Below are 23,834 nucleotides of genomic sequence, written 5' to 3'. Positions count from 1 at the left end.
CAGATGCTTTATCATTACATACTTAAGTTAATCTAGACTGAAAATATAAACCGTTAGTTATAAAACACTTTAATTATTAACAAATTGGTAATAGCTACGGCGATCTTTTATTATTGAGTTATATCATTGAATTTACTTATCACAGTAGTTATTAATTTATGCAAAGTGCGCGTTTTATTCCCTTTAGAAAGCAAGATATTGTTGATATGTGTAGCGAAGAGCTTAAAAGCAGTACACAAAAAACATCGTTTAAACAATTTTGTGATTTACTAGCTAGCCTCATTCATTACGATTACCATACGGTACTTGAGTCACTTAAAAACAACTACGCCCCTTTTGATCCCAACAGTGACACACGATCTTTAGCCCCCGTATCGGCGGATCAAAAAGCGCAGTGCCAACATGAGTTTGCTAAAGACTTTGCCAAGGTACTTAACGCCGCTAATTTTGAAGTAATCACCAATGAAGACTTACAAGACGCATTAAACGAAGAATCACTATTTAAGGTGCGCCTTGAAGTTGAATTTGACGACTTTGAAGAAGTGGTATTTTATCGCCGTGGCGAGTCGCAGCTCACTGAAACGATTACCAGCTTTTGGGGCTTGCGTAAAAAGCCGCTGCATTTTACTAATTACGATCGTGTTGCGGTGTTTATTCGCTTTAAAGATAGCGCTTATTTTGAAGCTAAAAACAAAACACCACTGGGATTTGAGCCAAGTTCAACCATAGTAAAGCTATTTCAAAATGTGCCTAAGGCCGATCTCGAAATGCTATTTCCTAATAGCGAAGTACGCATGCGCCCTATTGATAAGGTCATTATTGGATCGTCTGCTTTAGTTGGCGGTGCAGTGGTACTTATTACTAAATTGGGCGCATCAATCGTATTATTGCTTGCTCTGTTTGCTTTTTGGGGTGGTTTTAGAAGTGAAGCTGTAGAAATGACCCAACAACACTTTATTACCTTTGCTATCGGTATGGGCGTGTTTGGCAGCTTTATTTTTAAAGAATGGAGTAAGTTTAAAAACCGCAAAATAAAATTTATGAAAGCCCTAAGTGATAACCTCTACTTTAAAAACCTCGATAACAACGCGGGCGTATTTCACACGCTTATTGATGCCGCCGAAGAAGAAGACATAAAAGAAGCCTTGCTGGCGTATACCTTTTTACTAAAATCTGAAAGCGGATTAAGCGCACAAATGCTTGATCAGAAAATAGAGAATTGGTTTAAAAGCAAATACCAGTGCGTTCTTGATTTTGAAATTAGCGACGCGCTTGAAAAGCTGGTACGTATGCGTTTGGTAACGTGTAGTAACGAAATAGAGGGTAATGAAGTGTATAGCGCGCTGAGTTTAGAACACGCAAAAACCATTTTAGATAAGCGCTGGGATAATCTTTTTCAATATAATTAATGTAGTATTTTTACTAAATAATACTCAAAAAAAGCAGCTGAAACTTCAGCTGCTTTTACGTTATATATTAAGCAGCAACTAGCTAAGCTGCTTGATACTTATTAAACTTTGCATGCACTAACTTATAAAGCGCAGGCAAAATTAACAGCGTAAGTAAAGTTGATGAAATAATACCGCCAACCACTACCGTTGCTAAAGGTTTTTGCACTTCAGAACCCGTCCCCGAATTAAGCGCCATAGGTATAAAGCCTAAGCTCGCCACCAGTGCCGTCATTAATACCGGGCGTAAACGTTGTAATGCGCCATCATTTATTGCATCTATTAAGTTAAGTCCGTCATCTCGTAACTGCTTAATAAACGACAGCATAACCACGCCGTTTAATACCGCTACACCACTTAAGGCTATAAAGCCAACACCTGCTGAGATTGAAAGCGGCATATCGCGCAGCAATAACGCAAGTACACCACCCGTTAATGCCAGTGGCACACCACTAAATATAATTAACGAATCTCGAAGCGATCCAAAGGCGCTATAAAGTAAGCCAAATATAAGCAGTAAAGTGACCGGCACAACTAATGATAACCGCTTACTTGCCGATTGTAGCTGCTCAAACGTGCCGCCATATTCAAGCCAATAGCCACTTGGTAAGTTAAGTGATTCATTCATGCTCGCTTGCGCATCACTTACAAAGCTTGCTAAATCGCGCCCCTCTACATTGGCAGTTACCACGACGTTGCGCTTACCACTTTCGCGGTTTATTTGATTAGGCCCTTTTTCAATGCTGATTGTCGCTACTTCGCCAAGCGGTACAAATGCAAGTTCTGGGTTGCTATCTTTAGGTAAAGCAACTGGCAAACGGGCAAGTGCTGATACATCGCTCGACCAACGCTTATCAAGGCGCACTAATAACGAAAAGCGTTTATCGCCCTCAAAAATTAGCCCGGTTTGCACACCACCAACAGCGGCGGCAAGTGTTTGTTGAATGTCGTTTACACTTAAGCCTAATAACGCCATGTGGTCGCGCATTGGTGTTACCGAAAGCGTTGGCAACCCTTCCATTTGCTCCAAACGTACATCGGTAGCGCCTGCAAGATTACGCATTAAGCCTGTGGCTTTTTCGCCAAACTCTTTAAGTACGCTTAAGTCGTCACCGTAAATACGCAGTGCTACATCGGCGCGCACACCAGCAATTAACTCGTTAAAGCGCATTTCTATTGGTTGTGTGAATTCGTAATTATTACCGGGCACATCGTTAACACGTGTACGAATTTGCTGAACCAACTCTTCTTTATTGAGTGCTGGATTTGGCCATTGTTTTTGAGGTTTTAACATTAAAAAAGTATCGGCTACGTTTGGCGGCATAGGATCGCTTGCCACGTCAGCAGTACCAATTTTTGAAAAAACGTTAGCGACTTCGGGTTGCTTTAAAATGGCTTGTTCAAGCTCTTTTTGCATTTGTACCGATTGCTCAATACCGGTGCCAGTAATGCGCAGCGCATGCATAGCAATATCGCCCTCATCAAGCTGCGGTAAAAATTCTGCCCCCATGTTTTTAACTTTAAAACCAAGCACTAATACTAATGCAGTGGCAATACCCACCATAAGCCACGGTAATTTAAGCGATATACCAAGTAATGGTTTATATACTTTTTTAACGCCGCGCATGACTGCGTTTTCGGTTTCATTAACCTTACCGCGAACAAATACCGCAATAGCAGCAGGTACAAAGGTAACGCCAAATATAAGCGCGCCTATTAATGCAGCAACTACAGTAAACGCCATTGGTTGAAACATTTTGCCTTCAACGCCGCTTAGTGCAAATAAAGGTAAGTAAACCAGCATAATAATAACAATACCAAATACAGCCGGTGTAAATACTTCTTTGGTGGCGGCGGTCACTACATTTAGACGCTCATTTAAGGTAAGTAGCCTGCCATGTTTATGCTGAGCTACACCCAATTGGCGCAGGCAGTTTTCAACTACAATTACAGCGCCATCAACAATTAAACCAAAGTCGATTGCGCCTAGGCTCATTAGATTACCCGATACGCGATTACCCACCATACCTGTAACGGCAAACAACATACTCAACGGAATAACCATTGCCGTAATAAGCGCGCCCGTTACATTGCCCAGCAGTAATAGCAAAACTACTATCACTAAAACGGCACCTTCAAATAAGTTGGTTTGCACGGTTGCTATGGTTTTATCAACAAGCGTAGTACGGTCGTAAACCGCTTCAACAATAACGCCAGCGGGTAAGCTTTTTTGCACATCAACTAACTTATCAGCCATAGCTTTTGCCACCACGCGGCTGTTTTCGCCAATGAGCATCATGGCGGTGCCTAGCACGGTTTCTTCGCCGTTATAAGTCGCCGCACCGGTTCTAAGCTCTTTACCTAAAAGCACGTTAGCCACATCTTTAATGCGTACAGGTGCGTCGTCGCGCTTAGCAACAACGGTATTGGCTATGTCTTCTAGCGTTTTAAGCTGCCCTGGCGAGCGTACTAAATATTGCCCATCAAAGCGCTCAATATAGCCTGCGCCTCGGTTACTGTTATTAACCTCAAGTGCACTAATCACATCGCTAATAGTAAGCTTATAGGCAATGAGTTTTTCGGGCACTGGCGCTACTTGGTATTGACGCTCAAAACCACCTTGGCTGTTTATTTCGGTTACGCCTTTTACTTTTAAAAGCTGCGGACGAATAACCCAATCTTGCAAAGTACGTAAGTCTTCGGCGTTGTAGGCAGTGCCATCTTCTTTTAACGCATTAGGCGCGGCGTGCACACTATAAGTAAATATTTCGCCTAAACCACTGGCAATAGGACCCAAGTTTGGCTCTACGTTATTAGGTAAGTCGGAGCGAATACTTTGAATGCGCTCACCAATTTGCTGACGCGCCCAATAAATATCGGTGCCTTCATTAAAAATAACCGTTACTTGCGAAAGCCCATAACGCGAAAGCGAACGGGTGTAGTCAAGCTTAGGTATGCCCGCCATGGCGGTTTCTACCAAATAGGTAATGCGTTGCTCTACCTCTAATGGCGTAAAACCCTGCGCTTTGGTATTAATTTGCACTTGTACGTTAGTTATATCGGGTACTGCGTCTACTGCTAAATTTTGAATGTTGTATACACCAAATCCAGCAAATAAAAATGTAAGCGCAAGCACCAGCATGCGGCGTTTAACCGCAAAAGAAACTATCCAATTAATCATGGTGCCTCCTAGTGAGCGTGGCTTGCGCCGCTTTTTAAAATATCCGCTTTAATTACATAACTATTGCCTGTTACGTATTCGCTACCTGCGTTTAAACCTGCAAGTACTTCTACCCACTCGCTATTTTTTGCACCTAAGGTAACGGGGCGCACTTCAAATACATTATTGTTACGAACAAACACACTGGGTTGACCGTTAAATTCTTGAATAGCTTGTGGCTTAACACGTACGCTGGCATTTATTTTAGCCACACTTACATCGCTATTTATATGCATGCCTGGGCGCCAATGCCCGTCTGGATTATTAAGCTCTATACGTGCACGGGCTATGTGCCCGCCAGTCATCATTGGGGCTATAAAAAACACTTTGCCTTGCGTATTTAAATGATGATGTAAGTCGTACACTTTAGCGCTTTGCCCTATGGCTAGCTTTTCAATGTTTTCGGGAAAAGCCGACAGCTCAACCCATACTTTATCAAGGTTAACTACTTGCATAAGTGCGCTGGTGCTTGCAAGCTCACCACGCTTTAAATATTGCTCAGTTACAACGCCACTAATAGGGCTTTTAATGGTGTAGTTTTGCAGTGTTTCGCGGTTAGTTATACTTACAAGCGCCTCGCCTTTTTTAACGCTTTGGCCAATGCTTACAAAAATATCGCTGATCAATCCTGTATACGGCGCCATTACTTCTACTGTGCCGTGCTGGGTTGGCGCAATAACACCAAAAAGCGTGTCGGTAATATCTACCTCACCACTTTGCGCTATCTCAGTTTTAATACCTGCGCGCTCAATAGCTCGCTCTGTTAACGTGGTACGGCCTTCGTGTTGCTCGTACTCATAGCTAATACTCTCACCGTTATAATTAGCAGTAACGGCAAGTACAAATGAATGCGGTTCGTTAATTGATTGCGTGCTTACAAGGTAGTCGCCCTCTGTTATGAACTGTATATTTTGCGGCGCTTCAACTAATCGTTTTAAACTCATTGTTATGTTTAAATCACTTATATTAATTGGCTTGCTTTGCTTGTAAGCGTATATACGCAGCTCAACATCACCGGCAAATTCTTGCAGTTTAAGCTCAAGGGTTAATTTAGGATCAACTAATAAAAAACCACCGTGTGGACCTTGCTTTTGCTCGTGTTGTTCTGTTTCTTTATGACCTGACTCGCCATGCTCAGCAGAGGCAAATACATCTGTGCTTAACACGCTGCCAGCAAGTGAAAGTGATACTAATAATGCAATTATATTTTTATTCATGATTGGTAAGTCTCAATTAAAGATTGGCCAGTTAAACGCTCAAGAGTAAGTAGCACTTGGTACAGCTCTGCGTGGGTTGCAATGAGTGCGCGTTTAGAGTCAAAGTGTGCTTGCTGGGCATCGAGCAACTGCAACACCGAAATTTGCCCGCGTTGATAGCTGTTTAAGCTTTGCTCAATCAATGTTTGTGTCTGAGGAATTATTTGCTTATTTAATAACGTGGCTTGATTTGCTATCCCTTGATAATAAGCATACAGAGTACGTACTTGCTGGCGTAACTGAACTCGCAACTGCCCTTGCTGCTGGTTTAAAAGCGCAAGTTCACTTGCTGCTGCAGCAATATTACCGCTATTAGCATTACTGATTTGCAGTGGCATAGAAAACGAAAACAACAATGAGCTAGAGTCATTTTTTTGGTTGTAACGCACACCACCACCTACATTAATATCGCTTTGCCCATTGGCTTTTTGCAGCGCTAAGTTAGCCGTTTGCTGTATATATTGCTGCTGAAGTAAGGCAAATTCAGGTGCTAAATTTACCGCATCTAAAAGCGCTTGCTGTGACTTAAGCGGCGTGATGACGTTAATATTTCCCGCTAAAAAAGCACTACTTTGCTCATCAATCCAAAGCTCATTAAGTAATAAACGCGCGCGCTCAAACTCACTTGTTAGCTTTACTTGCTCAAGCTCTACTTGGCTAAGTGCATAACGCATACGACTTACATCGGCTTGCGATACAGCCCCGGCATTTGCTCTTTGCTCAATTGTTTTGAGCGCCTGTGTTACAACGCTTTTTCGCTCAACATTTAATGCTAATAAGGTTTGAAATTTAAGTGCGCTATAGTAACGCTCTGCGGTGGTAGCTAATAACGCTAAACGAGTATTTTGATACTGTATAGCCTGCGCTTTAATATTTGCAGTAGCAAAACCTACTCTACTTTGGCGTTTATCGCCCAGCTCAATAAGTTGGCTAAGCCCGAGCGTTATTTCAGCGCCTTTTACGCCACGCGCATCATTGGTGCCTAACACGTTTTCAACCGCAACACTAAGCACAGGGTTTGGCGAAAGTGTGGCTTGTGATTTAAGCGCGCTCAATATTTTTTGATGATAGGGGTAGCGTTTTAATATCGGATTTTGTTGCTCGGTATTACTCAGCGCTTGCTTAAGCGTGAGTATATTTTCACTGGCACTAACATTAGCCAGCGCATTAAATACCGGCAGCACGCAAAGTAGTGCCACCAGCATAATTGGTTTTTTATTCATATAGCTTGTCCGTTTTTTAACAAACAGGGTTAACTTACAAAATAATTTAAAATTAAAAAGCGCAATGTAAATTTGTAAGCAACCTAAATATGCATATAACACAGCCTATATAGCGTCTAAACGCAGGCAGTAAAATGCACCATATTTTATTAAGGTAAATTAAAACTAGCTAAGTGAAATAGGAGGGCGCGACATAGGTGGATAAATTAATCCACAATAGCGTACAGGTAACGCGGGGTTACTCTGCTCAGGGCTGATTGAGTGATTTACTGTACTGTAATAGCCACTATGGCAATGTTGGTGGGCATGAATTTCGGCAGAGGCTTGAGCCTCATTTTGGCTACCATCGGCAGTTATATTACTTTTTAACTGCGCGCTGGTTATGTGTTCCACGTCTTCTTGTAAATGATACGCAGCACCATCACAGCTAATAAAGCTGTGTACAAGTACTAAAAGTATCACTATTAAAAAACGCTTTGAATGCATTGTCTGCCTACAAACTCTAAAAAGAAGTCCCTTCTAAATACTTGAATATAAAAGGAGTCAGCAGCATAATAAACCTTCTAGTTACTGGAAGGTCAATATGCAAATCAAGCAACTTGCTCACTTAGTTAATATTAATGCAAAAACAATTCGCTATTACGAACAAATAAACCTTATTCCTGCTCCAAAAAGAGAGAGCAACGGCTATAGAACCTACACCCAAGCAGATACAGAGCGTCTTATTTTTATTCGACGCTGTCGCGATTTACAAATTCCAATAGACGATATTAAAACTCTACTTGTTGCGCAATCATACGGCGATAAATCGTGTGTTGAGGTTGACGATATTATCGAAAACCAATTAATTAAAGTACGAGCGGCACAAAAAGAACTTAAAAAGCTCGAGGTATCGTTAGCCAGCTTATTAACTAACTGCACCGCAAATACTATAAACGACTGCCAAATAATAAAAGAATTAAATAGTTAATATATATAAAAAAACCGCTAACCTGTAAGGCTAGCGGTTTTTATTAATAACACTTTAAATTAAGCGACTGCTTGTTCTAAAATTTCACGACTTTCTTTTAGCGTGATTGCTTGGTTTTCACCAAGGGCAAGCATGCCATGCGCTTCAAGTTTGCCAATAATATTGTCAATCGCTGCTGCTTTATCTTCACCATGTTCAGTAAGCTGCGTAGCTACATCAAGGCTATGGTAAAACGCTTCAATTGCTTGAATTGTTAGCTCTGCTAAATCGTCTGATTGTGCAAGGCCAAATACGTTTTTACCCATTTGCTCAAGTTTTGCTTTTTTAACTGCAAATTGATTGCGTAGTAAAGAAGGCTGAACTATTGCAAGCGAACGTGCATGGTCAACACCGTATGCCGCTGTAAGTTCGTGACCAATCATGTGGGTTGCCCAATCTTGCGATACGCCAGAACCAATCAAACCGTTTAATGCTTGATTCGCTGACCACATAAGATTTGCACGCCATGCGTCATCTTGGTTTTCAAAGTTATCGCCAAGTACTTTAAGTGCTTTAAGCAATGCTTCAGCGTAACCATCTTGTACTAATGCACCTTCAGGGAACGTTAAGTACTGCTCACAGGTATGCACCCATGCGTCTACTAAACCATTTACAAGTTGACGCTGTGGTAATGTTTTCATTACATCAGGGTCCATAATCGCAAATTTAGGTTGTACTGCTGGTGACATAAACGGGAGTTTTTGTTTTGTAGCAGCTTTGCTTACTACTGAGCCTTGGTTAGACTCTGAGCCAGTAGCTGGTAATGTAAGTACTGCACCAATTGGTAATGCGCTAGTTACTTTATGCTTACCTGTAGGAATATCCCAACCTTCGCCATCGTATACTGCTGAAGCTGCAATGTATTTAACGCCGTCAATTACTGAGCCGCCGCCAACACCTAGTACAAAGTCGATGTCTTGTTCTTTGCAGATTTTTACTGCTTGATCTAGTACTTCAATTGTTGGGTTAGCGCCAACGCCCGAAAACTCTACCCAACCAAAACCTTCAAGTGCTGCTGCAACTTGGTCGTATACGCCGTTCTTTTTAATTGATCCGCCGCCGTACACAACTAGTACTTTTTGATCTTTTGCGATCAAATCAGTTAGTGAGGCTATTTGTTGTTGGCCAAATTGAATTAGTGTTGGATTTACGTAGCTAAATTTCATTATTTTATCCTAGGGTGACGATTAAATATGGTTCAACTTACTTAGTTACTAACTAAGTAAATTTTCAATGAGTGCATATTACTGGCAAAACAAACATAAAAAAAGCCCAATAACGCGCAAAAGCTTGCCTAAAAATATCAACATTGTTATTTTACGTAAAAGTCAGCCATGTAAAGATGCTTTTATGTCCACCATTGCCAATATGTTGCAGCAGTACGCAGAACAAAATCAGTTACTCAGTTTTGAAGGCACGATGGAAACCATTATTACTGGGGTTTATTTTCATCGCGCCAGTAAAAGCTCGCCGCGACAGCCGCTTATTTATAACTCTGGGATTATTGTGGTCGGGCAAGGGCATAAAGTAATTCATTTTACAGATCATAAAATACAATATGGTGCGGGGGATTATTTAGTATTGGGCGTTCCTGTACCGCTAGAGTGCGAAGCCTTTACTGATGGCGACTTACCAGTGCTTGGGATTGCTGTTGATATTAACCCTGCGTTATTGCACAAACTCGTTAACCAAATGACTGAGCATAAACAATTTGCTCTGCCACCAACATGCGGGCAAATGAGTGGCGTGCAATCGGCTAAACTCGATAACGCGATGGAGCTGGTAACTAAGCGTTTATTAACCGTGTTAAATAACCCACTTGAAGCACAAGTATTTGGCGAAGATATAGTAAAAGAATTAGTATACCGTGTACTTTGCGGCCCCCAAGGACATACCTTGTTTGGCCTTGCTATGCACGACGGCCACTATGCACGTATAGCGCGCACACTGTCTATTATGCATAGTAATTATGCCAACCCCATCACAGTAGAAGGGTTAGCAGAGGACGTAAATATGAGCATTTCGTCGTTTCATCGCGCCTTTAAACAAGTGACTTTTGAGTCGCCGTTACAATATTTAAAAAAGCTGCGTTTAGCCAAAGCAAAAGCACTTATAACCGCCAGTGGCAGCAAAGCCAACGAAGCCGCATTAAAAGTAGGCTATACCAGCCCATCGCAATTTAGCCGAGAATTTAAACGCCACTTTAATAAAACACCAAAAGAAATGTTACTCTAAGCAAACCGCTAAAGCTGCGTTTTAGCGGTATTAAAAGCAACCGGATTAACGTATTTACGGTTTATAAAATGGCTAAAAATAAGCGTAAACAACACCGAGCTAATAGTCGCTACTGTATAAACTTGCCAAATTAAAATATCGTATTTTAATAGCAATGCAATGGCGGCAAAAAATATACACCCACCTAATGAGCCAATAATACCGCCGTTTAGTATTTTAAACGCTGAGTCTTTTTTATCACTTATATACGCTATGCTGCCCATTACCGCTAAAATAACCGGAAAAGTAGAAAGCAACCCACTCCATGCCGAGCCAATATACTCAGAAATAAAGGTAACCAACATAATAAAACTAGTTACTAACACTATTTTTATTGGCAGCTCCCATTTTGAATTTAAAGGCTTTGCATCTATCGCTACTTTTAATTTTGTAGTAGCAAAAGTTAAAGCCAATAAAGTACTAATAGAGAACAAGCACGCTACAAAAATATTAACCGGTAAAAATAATGTCAGTATGCTAAATAAACACCACACACTCAGCGCTATTAACAACGACTTTGCTAAGCCACACTTATACGAAACCGCCATATACACAAAGCAAAATAAACCAATACCACTCATGCCATATAAAGCGCCCACCGCTGAGTTAGCTGCAAACAGTTTTCCTTGCTCTATAGCAATAAAACATGAAATAGGCCCAGAGGTGATTGGCAGGCCAGGAATAATACCGCTTATAAAACTACCAAACTTTTTTTGCGCGTAAGAAATAAAGAGCAGTAATAGCGGGGCAACCATTAATTTAACTAACATGACTAATAATAAAAGATGAGTAATGGCGCAAATTCTACTCACTTAGTTAATACAGTCAATCAATATTGAGTTGAATTTAAATCATCTCATCAGGGCGTATTTATCTTTTTATGACTAATTTATAGCTACTTTTTAATAACTTAAAATTATTTACTCAATTGAGAATGAATTGGCATTACAATTAAGCAGCTAAAAATCAAAGGTTGTAATAATTGGTAATATAATAATTGCACTTTGGTATGTTAAGTTGATTTTAAATACGTTACAGTCATGTGCAACAATGTAAATATTTAACTTTATACTGAGGTACTAATGAATAAAAATAACATTACACATCTTATTAAGCCCGGCGCTTTAATTGCCCTCACTACCTCTTTGGTTATTGGTTGTGTTAGCCAGCAACCAAAAAGCACTGAGCAACAAGCTAACCCATTAGTACCCGCCTCTAAATTTGATTTATCTCATTGGAAAATTAATGTACCGGTTGATTTAGATAACGACGGTAAAATTGATGAAATAGATGTTAAAAAAATTCAGACTTACTCACATCCTGATTTTTTCTATCTGGATGATAAAGGTTACATGGTATTCACCTCGCCAAACAAAGCACTCACCAGTGCCAATTCTACCAATACACGCAGTGAATTTAGGCAAATGCTCCGTGGAGCAAATACCAAAATAAAAACCAAAAGTCCTAAAAACAATTTTGCTCTTGCTGTACACCCACTATCGGATCGATTTGGCTCTATTGGTGGCAAAATGGAAGCAACGCTAAAAGTAGATCATGTTGCATTACGTGCTACTGATCCAAGTAAAAATGCGGCCTACTCTGTTGTTGTGGGGCAAATTCACGCAGGTAAAGATCAGGCGCTTATTGACACTAAGCTTGGTTATGGCTGGGGCAACGAGCCACTAAAAATATATTATAAAAAGTGGCCTGGACATAAAACGGGATCGGTTTTTTGGAACTACGAGCGTAACCTACCAAAAACAGATCCTAACCGTACTGATATAGCTTATCCTGTTTGGGGTAACACATGGGAAAACCCTAACGAGCCAGGCAATGCTGGTATCGCATTAGGTGAAGAGTTTAGTTACACAGTAAATGTGTATAAAAATGTGATGCACCTAACATTTAGCACAGCAGGCAAAAACGATGTTAGCTACTCTATTAACTTAGGTAATAACGTAGATGCGTATAGCAACGTAGACGAAAAAGATCACCCGCATGGGTATGCGGCTGATTGGCACTACTTTAAAGCAGGCGCGTATAACCAATGTAGTACCAAAAATGCTAAAGGCATTTGGTATCCGGGCTGTTTAGGTACGGGCGACTGGGCTACAGATAAACAAAACGGTGACTATGCACAAGTGAGCTTTAGTAAACTTGTATTAAGCCCCGCTAGCCCACAATAAAGGTAACTAAATTATTACTGCCCCGCTTGTTTGCCTTATTTAATAAAGTAAACAAGCGAGCGCGTACAATCAACTTTTCTTAAATAAAACCTCGGGGTTAACCATGGTTTTCATTTCGAGTACGTTACCGTTAGGATCTTCTATAAAAAATGTTTCTTGTTCAAACTCATCACCTATAAAACGACGATATGGCTTATCTAAATACTCCAAGCCCGCGCTTTCAATACGTTGCTTTAACGCATTAAATTCGTTTTCAGATAAATGAATGCCAAAATGTGGTACGGCAACTGCGCCCATATCAACATCATGACGAACTGTAGGTAGGCGCTCAACACTTTGGTGCAGTGTTAACTCGTTACCCCAAAAATCAATATCTATCCAGCGTCCTTGCTCGCTATTTCCGGTTTTACAGCCAAGCACATCACAATAAAAAGTTTTAGCTATATTTAAATCACCAGCCGGAATAGCCAGATGTAAACAGTTAGACATAAATTACCCTTGATAATAGCTTTTAATAAATTAAACAGTCAGCATTATACATGCTTTGTAATTTATAGAACATTAACGAGTATATTTTAGCATTTACAGCCCTTACAACTATTAGGCTAATAAAATGATTAAATTCTGACACCTACTATTTTTGGCAATTAGCTATTATTAGTTATGCTATAAAATTCTAGCTTTGAGCTATCAAACATAAAAGTGTTACTTTATTATACGCACGCTATAAGGTACTAATTTGCGCGCTATGATTAAATTTTTATTATTAAAGTCCATCACATTTTTTGCCGGCTGTATGTCGTGCTTTGTAATGCATACAACATTTGCATTACCACTTGTTATATCTGCAGCATTAACCGGGCTAGTTGGCTCGTTTATTCCTTTTCCTAAGCTTTATCAAAACCACCCTTATGCGGCCATATATGCAGGTAGCTTTGCCGGTATGTGCTCAACTAGCTTAATTACTAGCTACTGGGAAGTGGCGATAATCTCAATTATTGGGGCAACGCTGTACACCCTTACCTTAAATGCATTTGCTGGTTTTGGTGGCCGATTAGGCAGCGTAGCCTTTGCAAGTGTTGCTTTGTATTCTTTAGCTAAAGGCTTAGTGTAATGAGTATTGAATATTCTATATTAGCTTTGATAGGCGCTTTTTTAACATTTTATTTAGCCAAGCATAGTCGTTTTGATGGTATTAGAGCTTCTGCGGCCTTATCTATAGTTACTTACTTAATTTTTTACTGGCTTAACCTTGATCCTGAGTTATACAGCGTTGTGTTTTTTGGTGGTACTTTTATTGGTATGAGCGCCCCACACCGCTTTGGCATATATACGCTTGCCAGCTCCGCTGTTATATTTTCGTTATTATTTGAGTACTTAGTACCCATACTCGACGGCTACGGCGGTGCTTTAGGTGTGAGTGCATTTTTGTCGGTATGTATTTGTCACTTATTCATTATATTAGGTGCACCACGCAGTAAAAACATTTCCTTTCGACGTGTTAAATAAGCAGTTAATTGGAACTTGTAGGGTAACCAAATATCACTTTTAGCTTTGCCGTTACCCCTTTTGCTTTAAATGCACTTTTTACTAAATAAGCCCATTGATGAAAAGTTATGGTCAGTGGGTTGTTACTATTTAACTGCCCAACAATACCGTACTTACACGGTTTATCGGCTTTTTCCTCGGCGTAAGTGCCAAATAACTTATCCCAAATAATGAGTACACCGGCAAAATTTTTATCTAAGTAGCCGGGGTTAATAGCATGATGTACTCGATGATGCGATGGGGTGTTAAATACCTTTTCAAACCAGCCTAGTGTACTTACCGTTTGGGTATGCACAAAAAACTGATAGGCCAAATTAAGCGCCACTACGGTAAATACACTCAGCGGATCAAAGCCGATTAATATCATTGGCAACCAAAATAACCACATACCCGCAAGCGGATACATTAAGCTTTGCCTAAATGCGGTTGAAAAGTTCATTTTAGTTGAACTGTGATGCACCACATGGGCAGCCCATAACCAATGAATATGGTGCGACGCTTTATGAAACCAATAATACAAAAAGTCTTGTAGTAAAAATGCGCCAAATATCGTCAGCACCGACAGTTCAATATCAAATAACCTATATTGATGCAGCCAATAAAAAAATGGCATTAGCACAATTAAAGCAATTGCATCGGCGCCTTGGTGCATAAGCGCCAGTGCTGTATTCGCCAAGCTGTCTTTTATGTCGTAATAACGCCGATATTTAATAAATTCATAACTTACAAAAATAATAAATACAGGACTAAGGGCAAGTAAAATTATTTCTATGCTCATGATATGTTGCCCTTAAAGTTGGCTTTTAGTTTATTAAGCGCTTGTGCTATATCTTTTTTAATAAAAAATTTAATCACTAGGGCGTGTTGATCTTTGTGGTATGAAAAACAAACAGCATGAAGATAAGGTATAATTGAATTCGCCAGAAAACTTTACACCGAACCTACATGCCAAGATTAATGTTAACAGACGGGACATGGAATGTCTTATCAAAAGTAATGTACTTAAGTGGTCGAATTTATAATAAGCCCAACCATAGAAAAACGCTCGAAGGCATACTGTATAAGATGCGCACAGGTATTCCATGGCGAGATTTACCTTCTGATTTTGGCCGTTGGAGTGCTATCTACAGACGGTTTAATTTATGGTCCAAAAAAGGGATTTTGAATGAACTGTTTCGCGCATTATCTCGTGATGCGGACATGGATTGGGTCTTCATTGATGGCAGTATTGTCAGGGCTCATCAACATAGTTGCGGTGCAAGAACTGCTGACAATGAATCAATTGGAAAGAGCCGAGGTGGAAATTCTACGAAAATTCATCTTGCAGTCGATAGCGGAGGGTTGCCTGTTTATTATGAATTATCCTGTGGAAATACGCATGATATCGTCCATGCAGAGTCACTCGTAGCTAATTGCCCAACAAGTAATATGGTTGTCGCAGATAAAGGCTACGACAGTGAAAAACTGAGAGCGTTTGTTCGTGATAATAACGCTACACCCGTTATTCCACGTAAGGGCAACAGTTTAGTAGGCAATGAAGATATTGACTGGTGCATGTACAAATATCGGCACTTGGTTGAGAATGCATTTGGCCGTATTAAGCAATATAGAGGGATAGCCACGCGGTATGAAAAGCTTGAACGAAATTATCATTCAATGCTCGCTTTAGCATTTACTATGATGTGGCTACCAATGTGGGCTGATTGATATATGTACTACAAAGATCAACAGACCCTAGGCTTGGCAGCCACCAAGGTGTTTTACAGCGTATGTTATAGGTAACTTCGGTGCTTGTTGGGGCATTGTCACTAACGCAAAAATAAATATCGCCACGATGCTCTGCAACTGGTTTATTACCTATTATTTGATAACTAATATGATTGCTATCGGCGCTAATTATACGCTCTTCAAAGCGAACTCCTGCCATTATAACTTGCCTAATAGCACCTTTACCGCCAATAATTTCGCCTTCATTTTGCTTTTTTAACAGGACAAATTTAGCATTAAAAAAACGTTCTAATTGCGCATGATCAAGCAAAGCGTCTCTGACTTGTAGAGGCGTTGCTGCAATCTTTTGTTTTAAGGTTATTTGTATCATTTTTATATAATAAGTATTTTCATAATGCCCTACCATATAAAATTTTTTCGTGGCAAACTTGCTGTTACACGACCATTTTTTAGCTTTAGGCGACAAATGAGCACACTTGCCGATCATTATTTTTCAAGCTGTATTGATTACCTTGAAACACTTGGACTTAATAGCCAAGCTGTTTTGTCGGCTATTAGCTTTAATGAATACAGTAATAAGCAGGCTCAGCAACTCGCGCCACGCATTAGCTTAAACAGTTACAATGCACTGCTAAACTATGCTCAGCAAACCCTAAACGAGCCTTTGTTTGGCTTTAAGCTTGGTCAGCAAATTCGTACTGCCGACTTTGGCATATTGGGTTACTTAATTGAATCGAGTAATAACTTAGCCAGCGCTATTACCGCACTGCTTAACTACGACAGTTTAGTTGCAGATATTGGTAAGGCAGAGTTTGAGCTGCAAGGTGAGTTGGCAATTATTCGTTGGCTACCTAATGCTAACTGCAGCCCACAGGTTATTTTACGTAATATGACCGCTTGGGTAAGTGTTATTCGGCAACTATTAAACCCACAGCTATCGCCCAGTACTATTTATTTTACCCAAGCTTTTACCAGCAATGAAAAAACAACACTCGCAAGCTCGTTTAACTGCCCTGTTAAAACTAACGCGCAGTATAACCAAGTGGTATTTCCGAGCAGTTATTTAGCACTGCCATTTAAAACCGACAATACGCAAATTAACTTAGTGCTTAAACAGGTTTCTGAGCAGCAACTTTCGCGCTTTAAAAGCCAGCAGTTACTAACCGAAAAAATTAGCCAGTTATTTATAGCTAAAAATGACTTAATCGACTGCAGTTTAATACGCACAGCAGGCGCGCTAAACATGACCCCGCGCACCTTGCAACGCCATTTAAAGCGCGAACAAATATCGTTTGCCGACTTACTTGAGCAAGAGCGTAAAAGGCGCGTAATACTGTGCATTGGCAAAGAGCCATTGAGTAACATAGCAATTAAACTTGGCTTTAACGACCAAAGTTCATTTAATCGTGCTTTTAAACGCTGGTATAACTGCACTCCACTGCAATATCTAAAAACACTACCTAAAAACATTGGCTAAAAATCAAACGTTACTTAACTCTTTAATTCAACATAGGTAATAAAAAGCCGCGGTTAAATTTAACCACGGCTTTTTATTCGCTTACTCGTGCGCTTAATAATACGCTTACTTTCCTATCGCTTCTTTAGCAAACAAATGCTTTATTGGGCCTAAGTTATCAACCATTGAAAGCCCAACTCCACGAATTAGTTTTTTAATTGGGTTAGCACCGGCAAATAACTCTTTTAAAGAGTACATCATGGCAATGTGTTTTTGCGCATCGAGTTTACGGGTGCGCTCGTAATCACGTAAAGTACGCGTGCTGGCAAATTCTTTATTATCACTTGTTAGTAACTCAATTAAATAAGCGGCATCTTTTAACCCTAGGTTCATCCCCAAGCCTGCAAGCGGGTGAATCGTATGTGCAGCATCGCCAATTAATACGACTTTACCTGCAACCCATTGCTGGGCATAACGCATTTTAAGTGGAAATGCAGCGCGTACACTTTGCACTTCACACAAACCACATTGGCCATCTATTGCCGCCATAATGGCTTTGTTAAACTGGTTGTCGTCCATTGCTAATAGCTCTTCACAATGCGTTGGGTTTGTAGACCACACAATTGAATGGGTGTTGGCATCGCTCAACGGTAAAAATGCTAATGGCCCGCTTGGTAAAAACACTTGGCGTGCGGTATTGGCGTGTGGCTCTTGGGTTTTAACTGTAGCCACCAATGCATGGTGGTCGTAGTCTTTAAAGCTCAGCGCCATATTAAACTGCTTTCGAATTGCCGAATTTGCACCATCGGCGGCCACCAGCAGCTTTGCAATGATTGGCTCACCACTTTTTAAAGTAACAAATACATCCGATTCGCTTTGGTGTATTTGCTGATAACAAGTGTCGAACATCAGCGTAGCATTTGGCTGCTGCTCCAGCTCCTTTACAAGCGCGTAGCAAATAATATCGTTTTCAACTATATGACCTAAATGATCAAGCTCTAGTTGCTCACTATTAAAAGCTATTTTGCCAAAGCTGTCGGCATCGCGCACATCCATATGGGTATAGGCACTAGCACGCAAAGCAACTATGTGTGGCCATACGTTTAATTGTTCAAGCAAGGTTTGACTCGCAATACTCAACGCACTTACGCGCATGCCGTATTTGTCGGTTGGCGGTGTTTGCTTTGGCGCAGCGTCAAGTACGACTACGCTTATACCCGCTTTTGCCAACCCAAGCGCTAAGGTAAGCCCTACACTGCCACCACCTACAATACATACCTGTACTTGTTTCATAAACCTTGACCTTGTTTAACTTGCCCCATTAACTGCTTAGCTAATGGCGCTTTTAAAGGGGGGAATAAATCCATCGAAAACAACCCAGTACTACGGCCAAGTGCCAGTATGCGTGATGAATTTGAAAAAAGCCTTACTAAACCATCTGTTAGGGTCATCACGTTATTTATATCAGCGCTGCGCTGCTGTGCATACTCGCGAGTAAATGCATAACTGCCTAAGTCATTTGGGCTCTGGGCAATTAAGTTACTAAGTACTTGTACATCTCGCAGGCCTAGATTAAACCCTTGCCCTGCAATGGGATGAATTGCATGCGCAGCATTACCTATTACTACCGTGCGGTGCGCAATAAGCGATTCTACTTGCCCATACACTAAGGGGTAATTAGCACGCATACCCACTTTAGTAAATTGACCACCGCGATAACCAAAGGCACTTTGTAGTGCGCTTATAAAGTCGTCTTCACTTTGTGCCATGTGCTGCTCAACGTGCTGTTGCTGCATACACCACACCAGTGAATAACGGTTGTTGCTCATAGGTAATAGCGCCATGGGGCCATGTTGCGTAAATCGCTCAAAAGCATGGTTATTATGCCCACCAGCTACTTCTATATTGGCAATAATAGCCCCTTGCTCATAAGCTTGAGTGTTAAACTTAAGTCCAAATAAGCTGCGAGTTGGCGACTGTGCACCGTCGGCAATAACTAACAGCTTGGCGGCTATTTGCTCGCCACTTTGCAAAGTAACTATATTATTATGTAATTGCTGCTCAATGGCACTTACGCTATCAGGGCAATATAAACTGATATTTATTTGAGCGTTTAATAATTGATGTAACGAGCGGCCAAACGGGTTTACTTCAACCACATAACCAAGGGCATCTTTAGCAAACTCTTCACAGTTAATATCTGCTTTACCAAAATGGTGACGATCAGACACACTTACTTTTTTAATTGCTGTAGCGTACGGTGAATTTAACGCAAATAAATTTAAGCCTTGCAAGTACTCTACCGACTGCTGAGCAAGTGCTATGCTTCTATCATCAAAGCTCGGGTGATAGTCATTACTTACTTCATTCGCCTCAACAACAGCAATACTAAGCGCGGGATTTATTTTAGCCACACTTAACGCACAGCTAGCACCGGCTAAACCGCCACCAATAACAACAACATCAAACTGCTTAGGCACTTTTTTCTCCTAGTCTTATGCGCTTTTATTGCTTTGCATAAGTGCTTCTATATCGCTTATGGTTTTTGGCGCACTTAGGGTGAGGTTTTCATAACCACTTGGGGTTACTAATAAGTTATCTTCAATGCGAATACCAATACCTCGGTATTTTTGCGGTGCATTTGAATCTTCGCTGATATAAAGCCCTGGCTCTATGGTCAGTACCATACCCGGCTCAAATGCACGCTCAGCGTTATTTAATTTGTAGTCGCCAACATCATGTACATCTAAACCAAGCCAATGTCCAAGCCCGTGCATGTAATATTCTTTACACGCACCTTTTGCCATTAGCTCGTCAAAGTCGCCGGTTAAAATACCCAAATCTAGTAGACCTTGGGTCATTACTTCCATTGCTAAAGCATTAGCATGCGACATATAACCGCCGGGTTTAATTTCTGCAAACGCCACTTCTTGCGCTTTAAGAACAATATTATATAACGCGGCTTGCTCGGGGCTAAATTTACCATTCACTGGAAATGTACGTGTAATATCAGCAGCGTAGCCTTGTAGCTCGCAACCTGAATCTATTAACACTAGATCGCCACTTTTAAGGGCGTCGCTGTTTTGGGTGTAATGTAAAATATTAGCATTGTCGCCACTACCAACAATAGTGCCATACGCTGGGTGCCGCGCACCATGCATTGCATAATGATGATGTAGCTCTGCTTCTAATTGATACTCGGTTGCACCGCTATGGGCAAAACACATTGCTCTAACATGGCCTTGCGCGCTAATTTCGCAGCCTGCGCGCATAATGTTTATTTCACTTGGTGATTTAAATAAACGCATTTCGTGAATTAACAAACGAATATCTTTAATGGTACTTGGCGCTGTGTCACCTTTTTTAGGGGCGCTGCGCAGAGTATTAAGCAAAGAGAAAACACGCCCATCAAAAGCCGAATATGCACCTTGCGCATAATATAAAACCGCTTTGCCATTGAGCAAATTAAATAACTGTTCACTCAACTCACTTAATTCATGGGTTGCATCAAACAAATATTCGTTTTTTGCTTTTTCAAAGCCTATTCTACGGCCATGCCATACTTCGGCTAGTTTATCTTTATTAAGGCAAAATAATGTACTGGGGGTGTCGCTATTTGGAGCAAGTACAAGTACGGCATCGGGCTCATTAAAACCAGTTAAGTAAAAAAAGTCACTGTCTTGTCTAAATGCATAGTGAGTGTCGCGGCTGCGCGTAACTTCGCTCGCCGCAGGTATAATTGCCACACTGTTACTATCCATTTTTGCAAGCAGACGCTCACGACGTGCTTTAAACTCTGACTTTTGTATTTCAACCATGTGCAACAAACCCGTTTAACTTAAACTATTAATGAAGTGTTTTTTTAGTGCTAGCAGTGCTTTGATCTTTACCTAACTCTGCAAAGCAAAGTAATGCCGACACACGCACATACTCAATCACTTCATGTAGTGCTTGGCTGTCTTCTTCTGTTTCTTCAAAGGTAGTATCAAGGCGAGTAATTTCGCTAAAATCGGTAATAACTTCTTTTACATCGGCTGATAATTTACCGTAATCTTTTTGCTTTAAACCAAAGCCAAGCATAAAACCTGCAACCCAAGAAACCAAACCATTAGCCTGATCTATAAGTGTTTCATCGTCGCTGGGTAAAAACAAATCAAACGCAAACTCTTCATCATTAAAACTAGCAACGACCTGCTTATAAATGCTGCCAAAAAACTGTTTTAAATTATTACTAAACGAATCACCATCGTTAAACACATCGCTTAACAGCCCTAGGTATTCTTTGTCGTCAATCGTTAACCCACAAGCTAATAAACCACTAATTACACCGTGCGCTTCGGCCGGTGATACAAATATTTCGTTTTTTTCTAATAATAATTGGGCTTCTTCGTAATCTGGTAAATCGCTCATTGTTATATCTTCATTTTGCTAGTTAAGGCAATGCTACCACTCGATAAAAAGCAACTCCAATAAATTCTATAATCAAACCGCTTAAGGGGCACTATTAAACACTTTAATAGTGGCAGCTCTTTATTGCTGCGGTATGCTTTATTAAGCCCAATATATAAAAAACATATTTATGGTTAAAAAGCACACTCATAAGTAAATAACTAGTAACAAGAGCATAATAACCACGCAAACAAAATAATATTTTGCTTTTGGGGTTTAAGCTTTCGATTATGTCTTATATACTGGATTTGTTCCCTGGGGTGCTGGAGCTTGGTTAAGTCCCTGAGCCGATAAATTTTATACCAGGGTTTCTGTTCGTATACTATTGTGCAAGCTCGGCATGTACCGAGAAGCCTACGGTAAACCGCAGATTCCCGCCCTGAAACCTCAAGGTTTCAGGACTGACACCAACACCACACTTTGGGGAACACCTTCTTTTAGACTCTAAGTCTTGGGCTCCCAATAATAAAAACGCATCACCGCCCCATCCCCTTTTTTATTCTTTTTATCTTTCAAATTATTCATTTTTGTATGCAATAGACAAAATACGCGATCAGACCGTTCAATCCCGCGCTCACGAGCAAAGTAAAAAATATTACAGAGTTAAAAACTAGGGGGCGCATCAAAGCGCAAATATAAGGTAAGGTTTCTGCGGGCTTTTATTGATTTTTATTTTATCGGTCGTTCACTTGCTAACTGGACTTCCCAGCTAGCACCGCCATTTGTATTTATCTGCAATCCCAGCTTTTTGAAAGCTCACGCCCGATTATTTGCTGAATTAATGAAAGATCAAAAATGTGGTTATTGCGTATGTTACTTATGAATGTATGCCTAAAGCTGTGATAGCTGCAAAGTTCATCTAACTCATTCACACTATGGATATTAAGCTGTACAACCAAACGGCAAAATCAGCTGAGTATGCTCTCTGTTGATGCTATTTCATATAGAATACGTTCTTGTGCTTGATCTACATACTCTAAAAAGCCAAACTCAATCAAACGTTTATGGATAGGGATTTTGCGTTTTGCGTTGTTCGTTTTAAGGTGTTGTGATTCGCGTTATTTCTAAAGGTGAGCTCATCATTTATTTATTAAAAAGATCACTTCCTCTGTAAGAGCTTTGTGCTCGGTGGTTAATAACGATTTTAATTTAACAATGCGCGGCATAAAGCCCCGCCTACTGATCAATTAAAATGCTGTGGTTAACCGTAGATACAAGGCGGGAGTTTACCTCGCGCACTGTATAGGTTAAAGCGCCTTACGCGGTGGCAAGCCACTCGCCTACAACATACCCCAAACACCTAGCTTGATTGCTCTCTGCCTAAAACCTGAAGCCTTTTTTCTATCCTGTGGTGTATAAGGATTTTAATTTAACAATGCGCGGCTTAAAGCCCCGCCTACTGATCAATTAAAATACTGTGTTAACCGTAGATACAAGGCCGGAGTTTAACTCGCGCACTGTTTAGATTTTAAAGCGCTTAGCGTGGTGGCAAGCCACTCGCCTTCAGCATACCCCAAACACCGAGCTTAATTGCTCTCTTACTAAGTACTAACAGCTAAAATCCGATCGCTGACAACTGAAAGTGAGTACTTATTTTAGACACAAAAAAGCCCGCAGTTTGTACTGCGGGCTTTTTATTGAATGAGTGAGTTAGCCGTATAAGCCGGGTTCTGTCCTTTCCGAAGAAAGTGATAATCATTCGTCTAGGCCATAAATCGCTCTATGGCTCAAGCAACCTACCCGGTTCCAACGTGGGCCACGCGTTCATTATTTAAAATGATAGAACCCTATTTGGTCTTGCTCCGAGTGGAGTTTACCTTGCAACCGACTATTACTAGCGGCCCGGTGCGCTCTTACCGCACCCTTTCACCCTTACCAATCCGAAGATTGGCGGTCTTCTCTCTGCTGCACTTGTCGTGGGCTCGCGCCCCCCAGCCGTTAACTGGCACTCTGCCCTATGGAGCCCGGACTTTCCTCCCCCTGATCATTTTCGTCACAGGCAGCGATTATCTTGGCTAACTCGGCGCGGATTATACC

Annotated in this window: 21 protein-coding genes and 2 other RNA genes; 9 read left to right on the top strand and 14 right to left on the bottom strand. The window is 40.8% G+C overall.

Annotated features, from left to right (window positions below; all coding sequences use genetic code 11):
- Window positions 1-158: 158 nt before the first annotated feature.
- A complete protein-coding gene (locus CIK86_RS01025) occupies window positions 159-1,409 on the top strand; it encodes a TMEM143 family protein (protein ID WP_086997347.1) in 1,251 nt (416 codons plus the stop codon).
- Window positions 1,410-1,491: 82 nt separating this feature from the next.
- On the opposite strand, the gene CIK86_RS01020 is transcribed toward CIK86_RS01025, so the two are convergent.
- The 4 genes from CIK86_RS01020 to CIK86_RS01005 form a co-directional block, all read right to left on the bottom strand.
- Complete coding sequence (locus CIK86_RS01020; RefSeq protein WP_086997344.1) at window positions 1,492-4,629, bottom strand: CusA/CzcA family heavy metal efflux RND transporter; 3,138 nt, start codon at window positions 4,627-4,629, stop codon at window positions 1,492-1,494.
- A gap of 8 nt (window positions 4,630-4,637) precedes the next feature.
- Complete coding sequence (locus CIK86_RS01015) at window positions 4,638-5,885, bottom strand: efflux RND transporter periplasmic adaptor subunit (RefSeq protein WP_086997340.1); 1,248 nt, start codon at window positions 5,883-5,885, stop codon at window positions 4,638-4,640.
- Window positions 5,882-7,147 carry a TolC family protein gene (locus tag CIK86_RS01010; RefSeq protein ID WP_041454652.1) on the bottom strand — a complete coding sequence of 422 codons (1,266 nt, stop codon included), beginning with the start codon at window positions 7,145-7,147 and terminating at the stop codon, window positions 5,882-5,884. The genes CIK86_RS01015 and CIK86_RS01010 overlap by 4 nt, the downstream gene beginning before the upstream one ends.
- A 165-nt stretch (window positions 7,148-7,312) precedes the next feature.
- The gene (locus tag CIK86_RS01005) at window positions 7,313-7,633 is read right to left on the bottom strand and encodes a hypothetical protein (protein ID WP_086997337.1); all 321 of its coding nucleotides are present in this window, start codon (window positions 7,631-7,633) and stop codon (window positions 7,313-7,315) included.
- A 97-nt stretch (window positions 7,634-7,730) separates the two neighbouring features.
- Between CIK86_RS01005 and CIK86_RS01000 the strand changes: the two genes are divergently transcribed.
- A complete protein-coding gene (locus CIK86_RS01000) occupies window positions 7,731-8,117 on the top strand; it encodes a Cd(II)/Pb(II)-responsive transcriptional regulator (RefSeq protein WP_011327275.1) in 387 nt (128 codons plus the stop codon).
- 59 nt (window positions 8,118-8,176) lie between these two features.
- Here CIK86_RS01000 and CIK86_RS00995 read toward each other — a convergent pair whose 3' ends face one another.
- Window positions 8,177-9,322, bottom strand: coding sequence for an iron-containing alcohol dehydrogenase (locus CIK86_RS00995; protein WP_086997334.1), 1,146 nt, complete (start codon window positions 9,320-9,322; stop codon window positions 8,177-8,179).
- A 184-nt stretch (window positions 9,323-9,506) separates the two neighbouring features.
- Between CIK86_RS00995 and CIK86_RS00990 the strand changes: the two genes are divergently transcribed.
- Window positions 9,507-10,391 (top strand): AraC family transcriptional regulator, encoded by an 885-nt coding sequence (locus CIK86_RS00990; RefSeq protein WP_041454651.1) that lies wholly within the window; start codon window positions 9,507-9,509, stop codon window positions 10,389-10,391.
- An 8-nt stretch (window positions 10,392-10,399) separates the two neighbouring features.
- Here CIK86_RS00990 and CIK86_RS00985 read toward each other — a convergent pair whose 3' ends face one another.
- Window positions 10,400-11,200 (bottom strand): hypothetical protein, encoded by an 801-nt coding sequence (locus CIK86_RS00985; protein ID WP_176359693.1) that lies wholly within the window; start codon window positions 11,198-11,200, stop codon window positions 10,400-10,402.
- Window positions 11,201-11,512: 312 nt separating this feature from the next.
- Here CIK86_RS00985 and CIK86_RS00980 point away from each other — a divergent pair, with 312 nt between their 5' ends.
- Window positions 11,513-12,616 carry a polysaccharide lyase family 7 protein gene (locus tag CIK86_RS00980; RefSeq protein ID WP_096317072.1) on the top strand — a complete coding sequence of 368 codons (1,104 nt, stop codon included), beginning with the start codon at window positions 11,513-11,515 and terminating at the stop codon, window positions 12,614-12,616.
- A 69-nt stretch (window positions 12,617-12,685) separates the two neighbouring features.
- Here the strand turns inward: CIK86_RS00980 and CIK86_RS00975 are convergent, their stop codons facing one another.
- A complete protein-coding gene (locus CIK86_RS00975) occupies window positions 12,686-13,105 on the bottom strand; it encodes a VOC family protein (RefSeq protein WP_011327270.1) in 420 nt (139 codons plus the stop codon).
- A gap of 259 nt (window positions 13,106-13,364) precedes the next feature.
- On the opposite strand from CIK86_RS00975, the gene CIK86_RS00970 reads away from it, so the two are divergent.
- A complete protein-coding gene (locus CIK86_RS00970) occupies window positions 13,365-13,730 on the top strand; it encodes a hypothetical protein (RefSeq protein ID WP_176359692.1) in 366 nt (121 codons plus the stop codon).
- Window positions 13,730-14,125, top strand: a complete 396-nt coding sequence (locus CIK86_RS00965; RefSeq protein WP_011327268.1) for a hypothetical protein — start codon at window positions 13,730-13,732, stop codon at window positions 14,123-14,125. The genes CIK86_RS00970 and CIK86_RS00965 overlap by 1 nt, the downstream gene beginning before the upstream one ends.
- A gap of 4 nt (window positions 14,126-14,129) precedes the next feature.
- On the opposite strand, the gene CIK86_RS00960 is transcribed toward CIK86_RS00965, so the two are convergent.
- Window positions 14,130-14,942, bottom strand: coding sequence for a sterol desaturase family protein (locus CIK86_RS00960; RefSeq protein WP_086997331.1), 813 nt, complete (start codon window positions 14,940-14,942; stop codon window positions 14,130-14,132).
- A 167-nt stretch (window positions 14,943-15,109) separates the two neighbouring features.
- Here CIK86_RS00960 and CIK86_RS00955 point away from each other — a divergent pair, with 167 nt between their 5' ends.
- Window positions 15,110-15,871 carry an IS5 family transposase gene (locus CIK86_RS00955; RefSeq protein ID WP_089367531.1) on the top strand — a complete coding sequence of 254 codons (762 nt, stop codon included), beginning with the start codon at window positions 15,110-15,112 and terminating at the stop codon, window positions 15,869-15,871.
- Here CIK86_RS00955 and CIK86_RS00950 read toward each other — a convergent pair.
- Window positions 15,840-16,262 (bottom strand): SRPBCC family protein, encoded by a 423-nt coding sequence (locus tag CIK86_RS00950; protein WP_176359669.1) that lies wholly within the window; start codon window positions 16,260-16,262, stop codon window positions 15,840-15,842. The genes CIK86_RS00955 and CIK86_RS00950 overlap by 32 nt on opposite strands.
- 96 nt (window positions 16,263-16,358) lie before the next feature.
- Between CIK86_RS00950 and CIK86_RS00945 the strand changes: the two genes are divergently transcribed.
- Entirely contained in the window at window positions 16,359-17,369 is a 1,011-nt protein-coding gene (locus CIK86_RS00945; protein ID WP_086995428.1) for an AraC family transcriptional regulator, read from the top strand.
- Between the two features lie 105 nt (window positions 17,370-17,474).
- Here the strand turns inward: CIK86_RS00945 and CIK86_RS00940 are convergent, their stop codons facing one another.
- Genes CIK86_RS00940 through CIK86_RS00925 form a run of 4 tightly spaced genes read right to left on the bottom strand, consistent with a single transcriptional unit; the run spans window position 17,475 to window position 21,758 of the window.
- Window positions 17,475-18,641: an FAD-dependent oxidoreductase gene (locus tag CIK86_RS00940; protein ID WP_086995425.1), complete on the bottom strand. Its 1,167-nt coding sequence runs from the start codon at window positions 18,639-18,641 to the stop codon at window positions 17,475-17,477.
- Window positions 18,638-19,828: a 2-octaprenyl-6-methoxyphenyl hydroxylase gene (gene ubiH, locus CIK86_RS00935; protein WP_086995421.1), complete on the bottom strand. Its 1,191-nt coding sequence runs from the start codon at window positions 19,826-19,828 to the stop codon at window positions 18,638-18,640. Before ubiH ends, CIK86_RS00940 begins: the two co-directional genes overlap by 4 nt.
- Before the next feature lie 15 nt (window positions 19,829-19,843).
- Window positions 19,844-21,166 (bottom strand): Xaa-Pro aminopeptidase, encoded by a 1,323-nt coding sequence (pepP, locus tag CIK86_RS00930; RefSeq protein WP_086995418.1) that lies wholly within the window; start codon window positions 21,164-21,166, stop codon window positions 19,844-19,846.
- Window positions 21,167-21,194: 28 nt separating this feature from the next.
- A complete protein-coding gene (locus CIK86_RS00925; protein ID WP_011327261.1) occupies window positions 21,195-21,758 on the bottom strand; it encodes a UPF0149 family protein in 564 nt (187 codons plus the stop codon).
- Between the two features lie 288 nt (window positions 21,759-22,046).
- On the opposite strand from CIK86_RS00925, the gene ssrS reads away from it, so the two are divergent.
- Window positions 22,047-22,228, top strand: a non-coding RNA gene (ssrS, locus tag CIK86_RS00920) — 6S RNA.
- Between the two features lie 1,212 nt (window positions 22,229-23,440).
- On the opposite strand, the gene rnpB is transcribed toward ssrS, so the two are convergent.
- Window positions 23,441-23,819: RNase P RNA component class A (gene rnpB, locus CIK86_RS00915), an RNA gene on the bottom strand.
- Window positions 23,820-23,834: the final 15 nt, after the last annotated feature.

Source organism: Pseudoalteromonas sp. JB197 (assembly GCF_002332205.1).
In the GTDB taxonomy this organism is placed as follows: Bacteria; Pseudomonadota; Gammaproteobacteria; order Enterobacterales; family Alteromonadaceae; genus Pseudoalteromonas; species Pseudoalteromonas nigrifaciens.
This window is presented reverse-complemented; position numbering and strand designations above follow the sequence as displayed.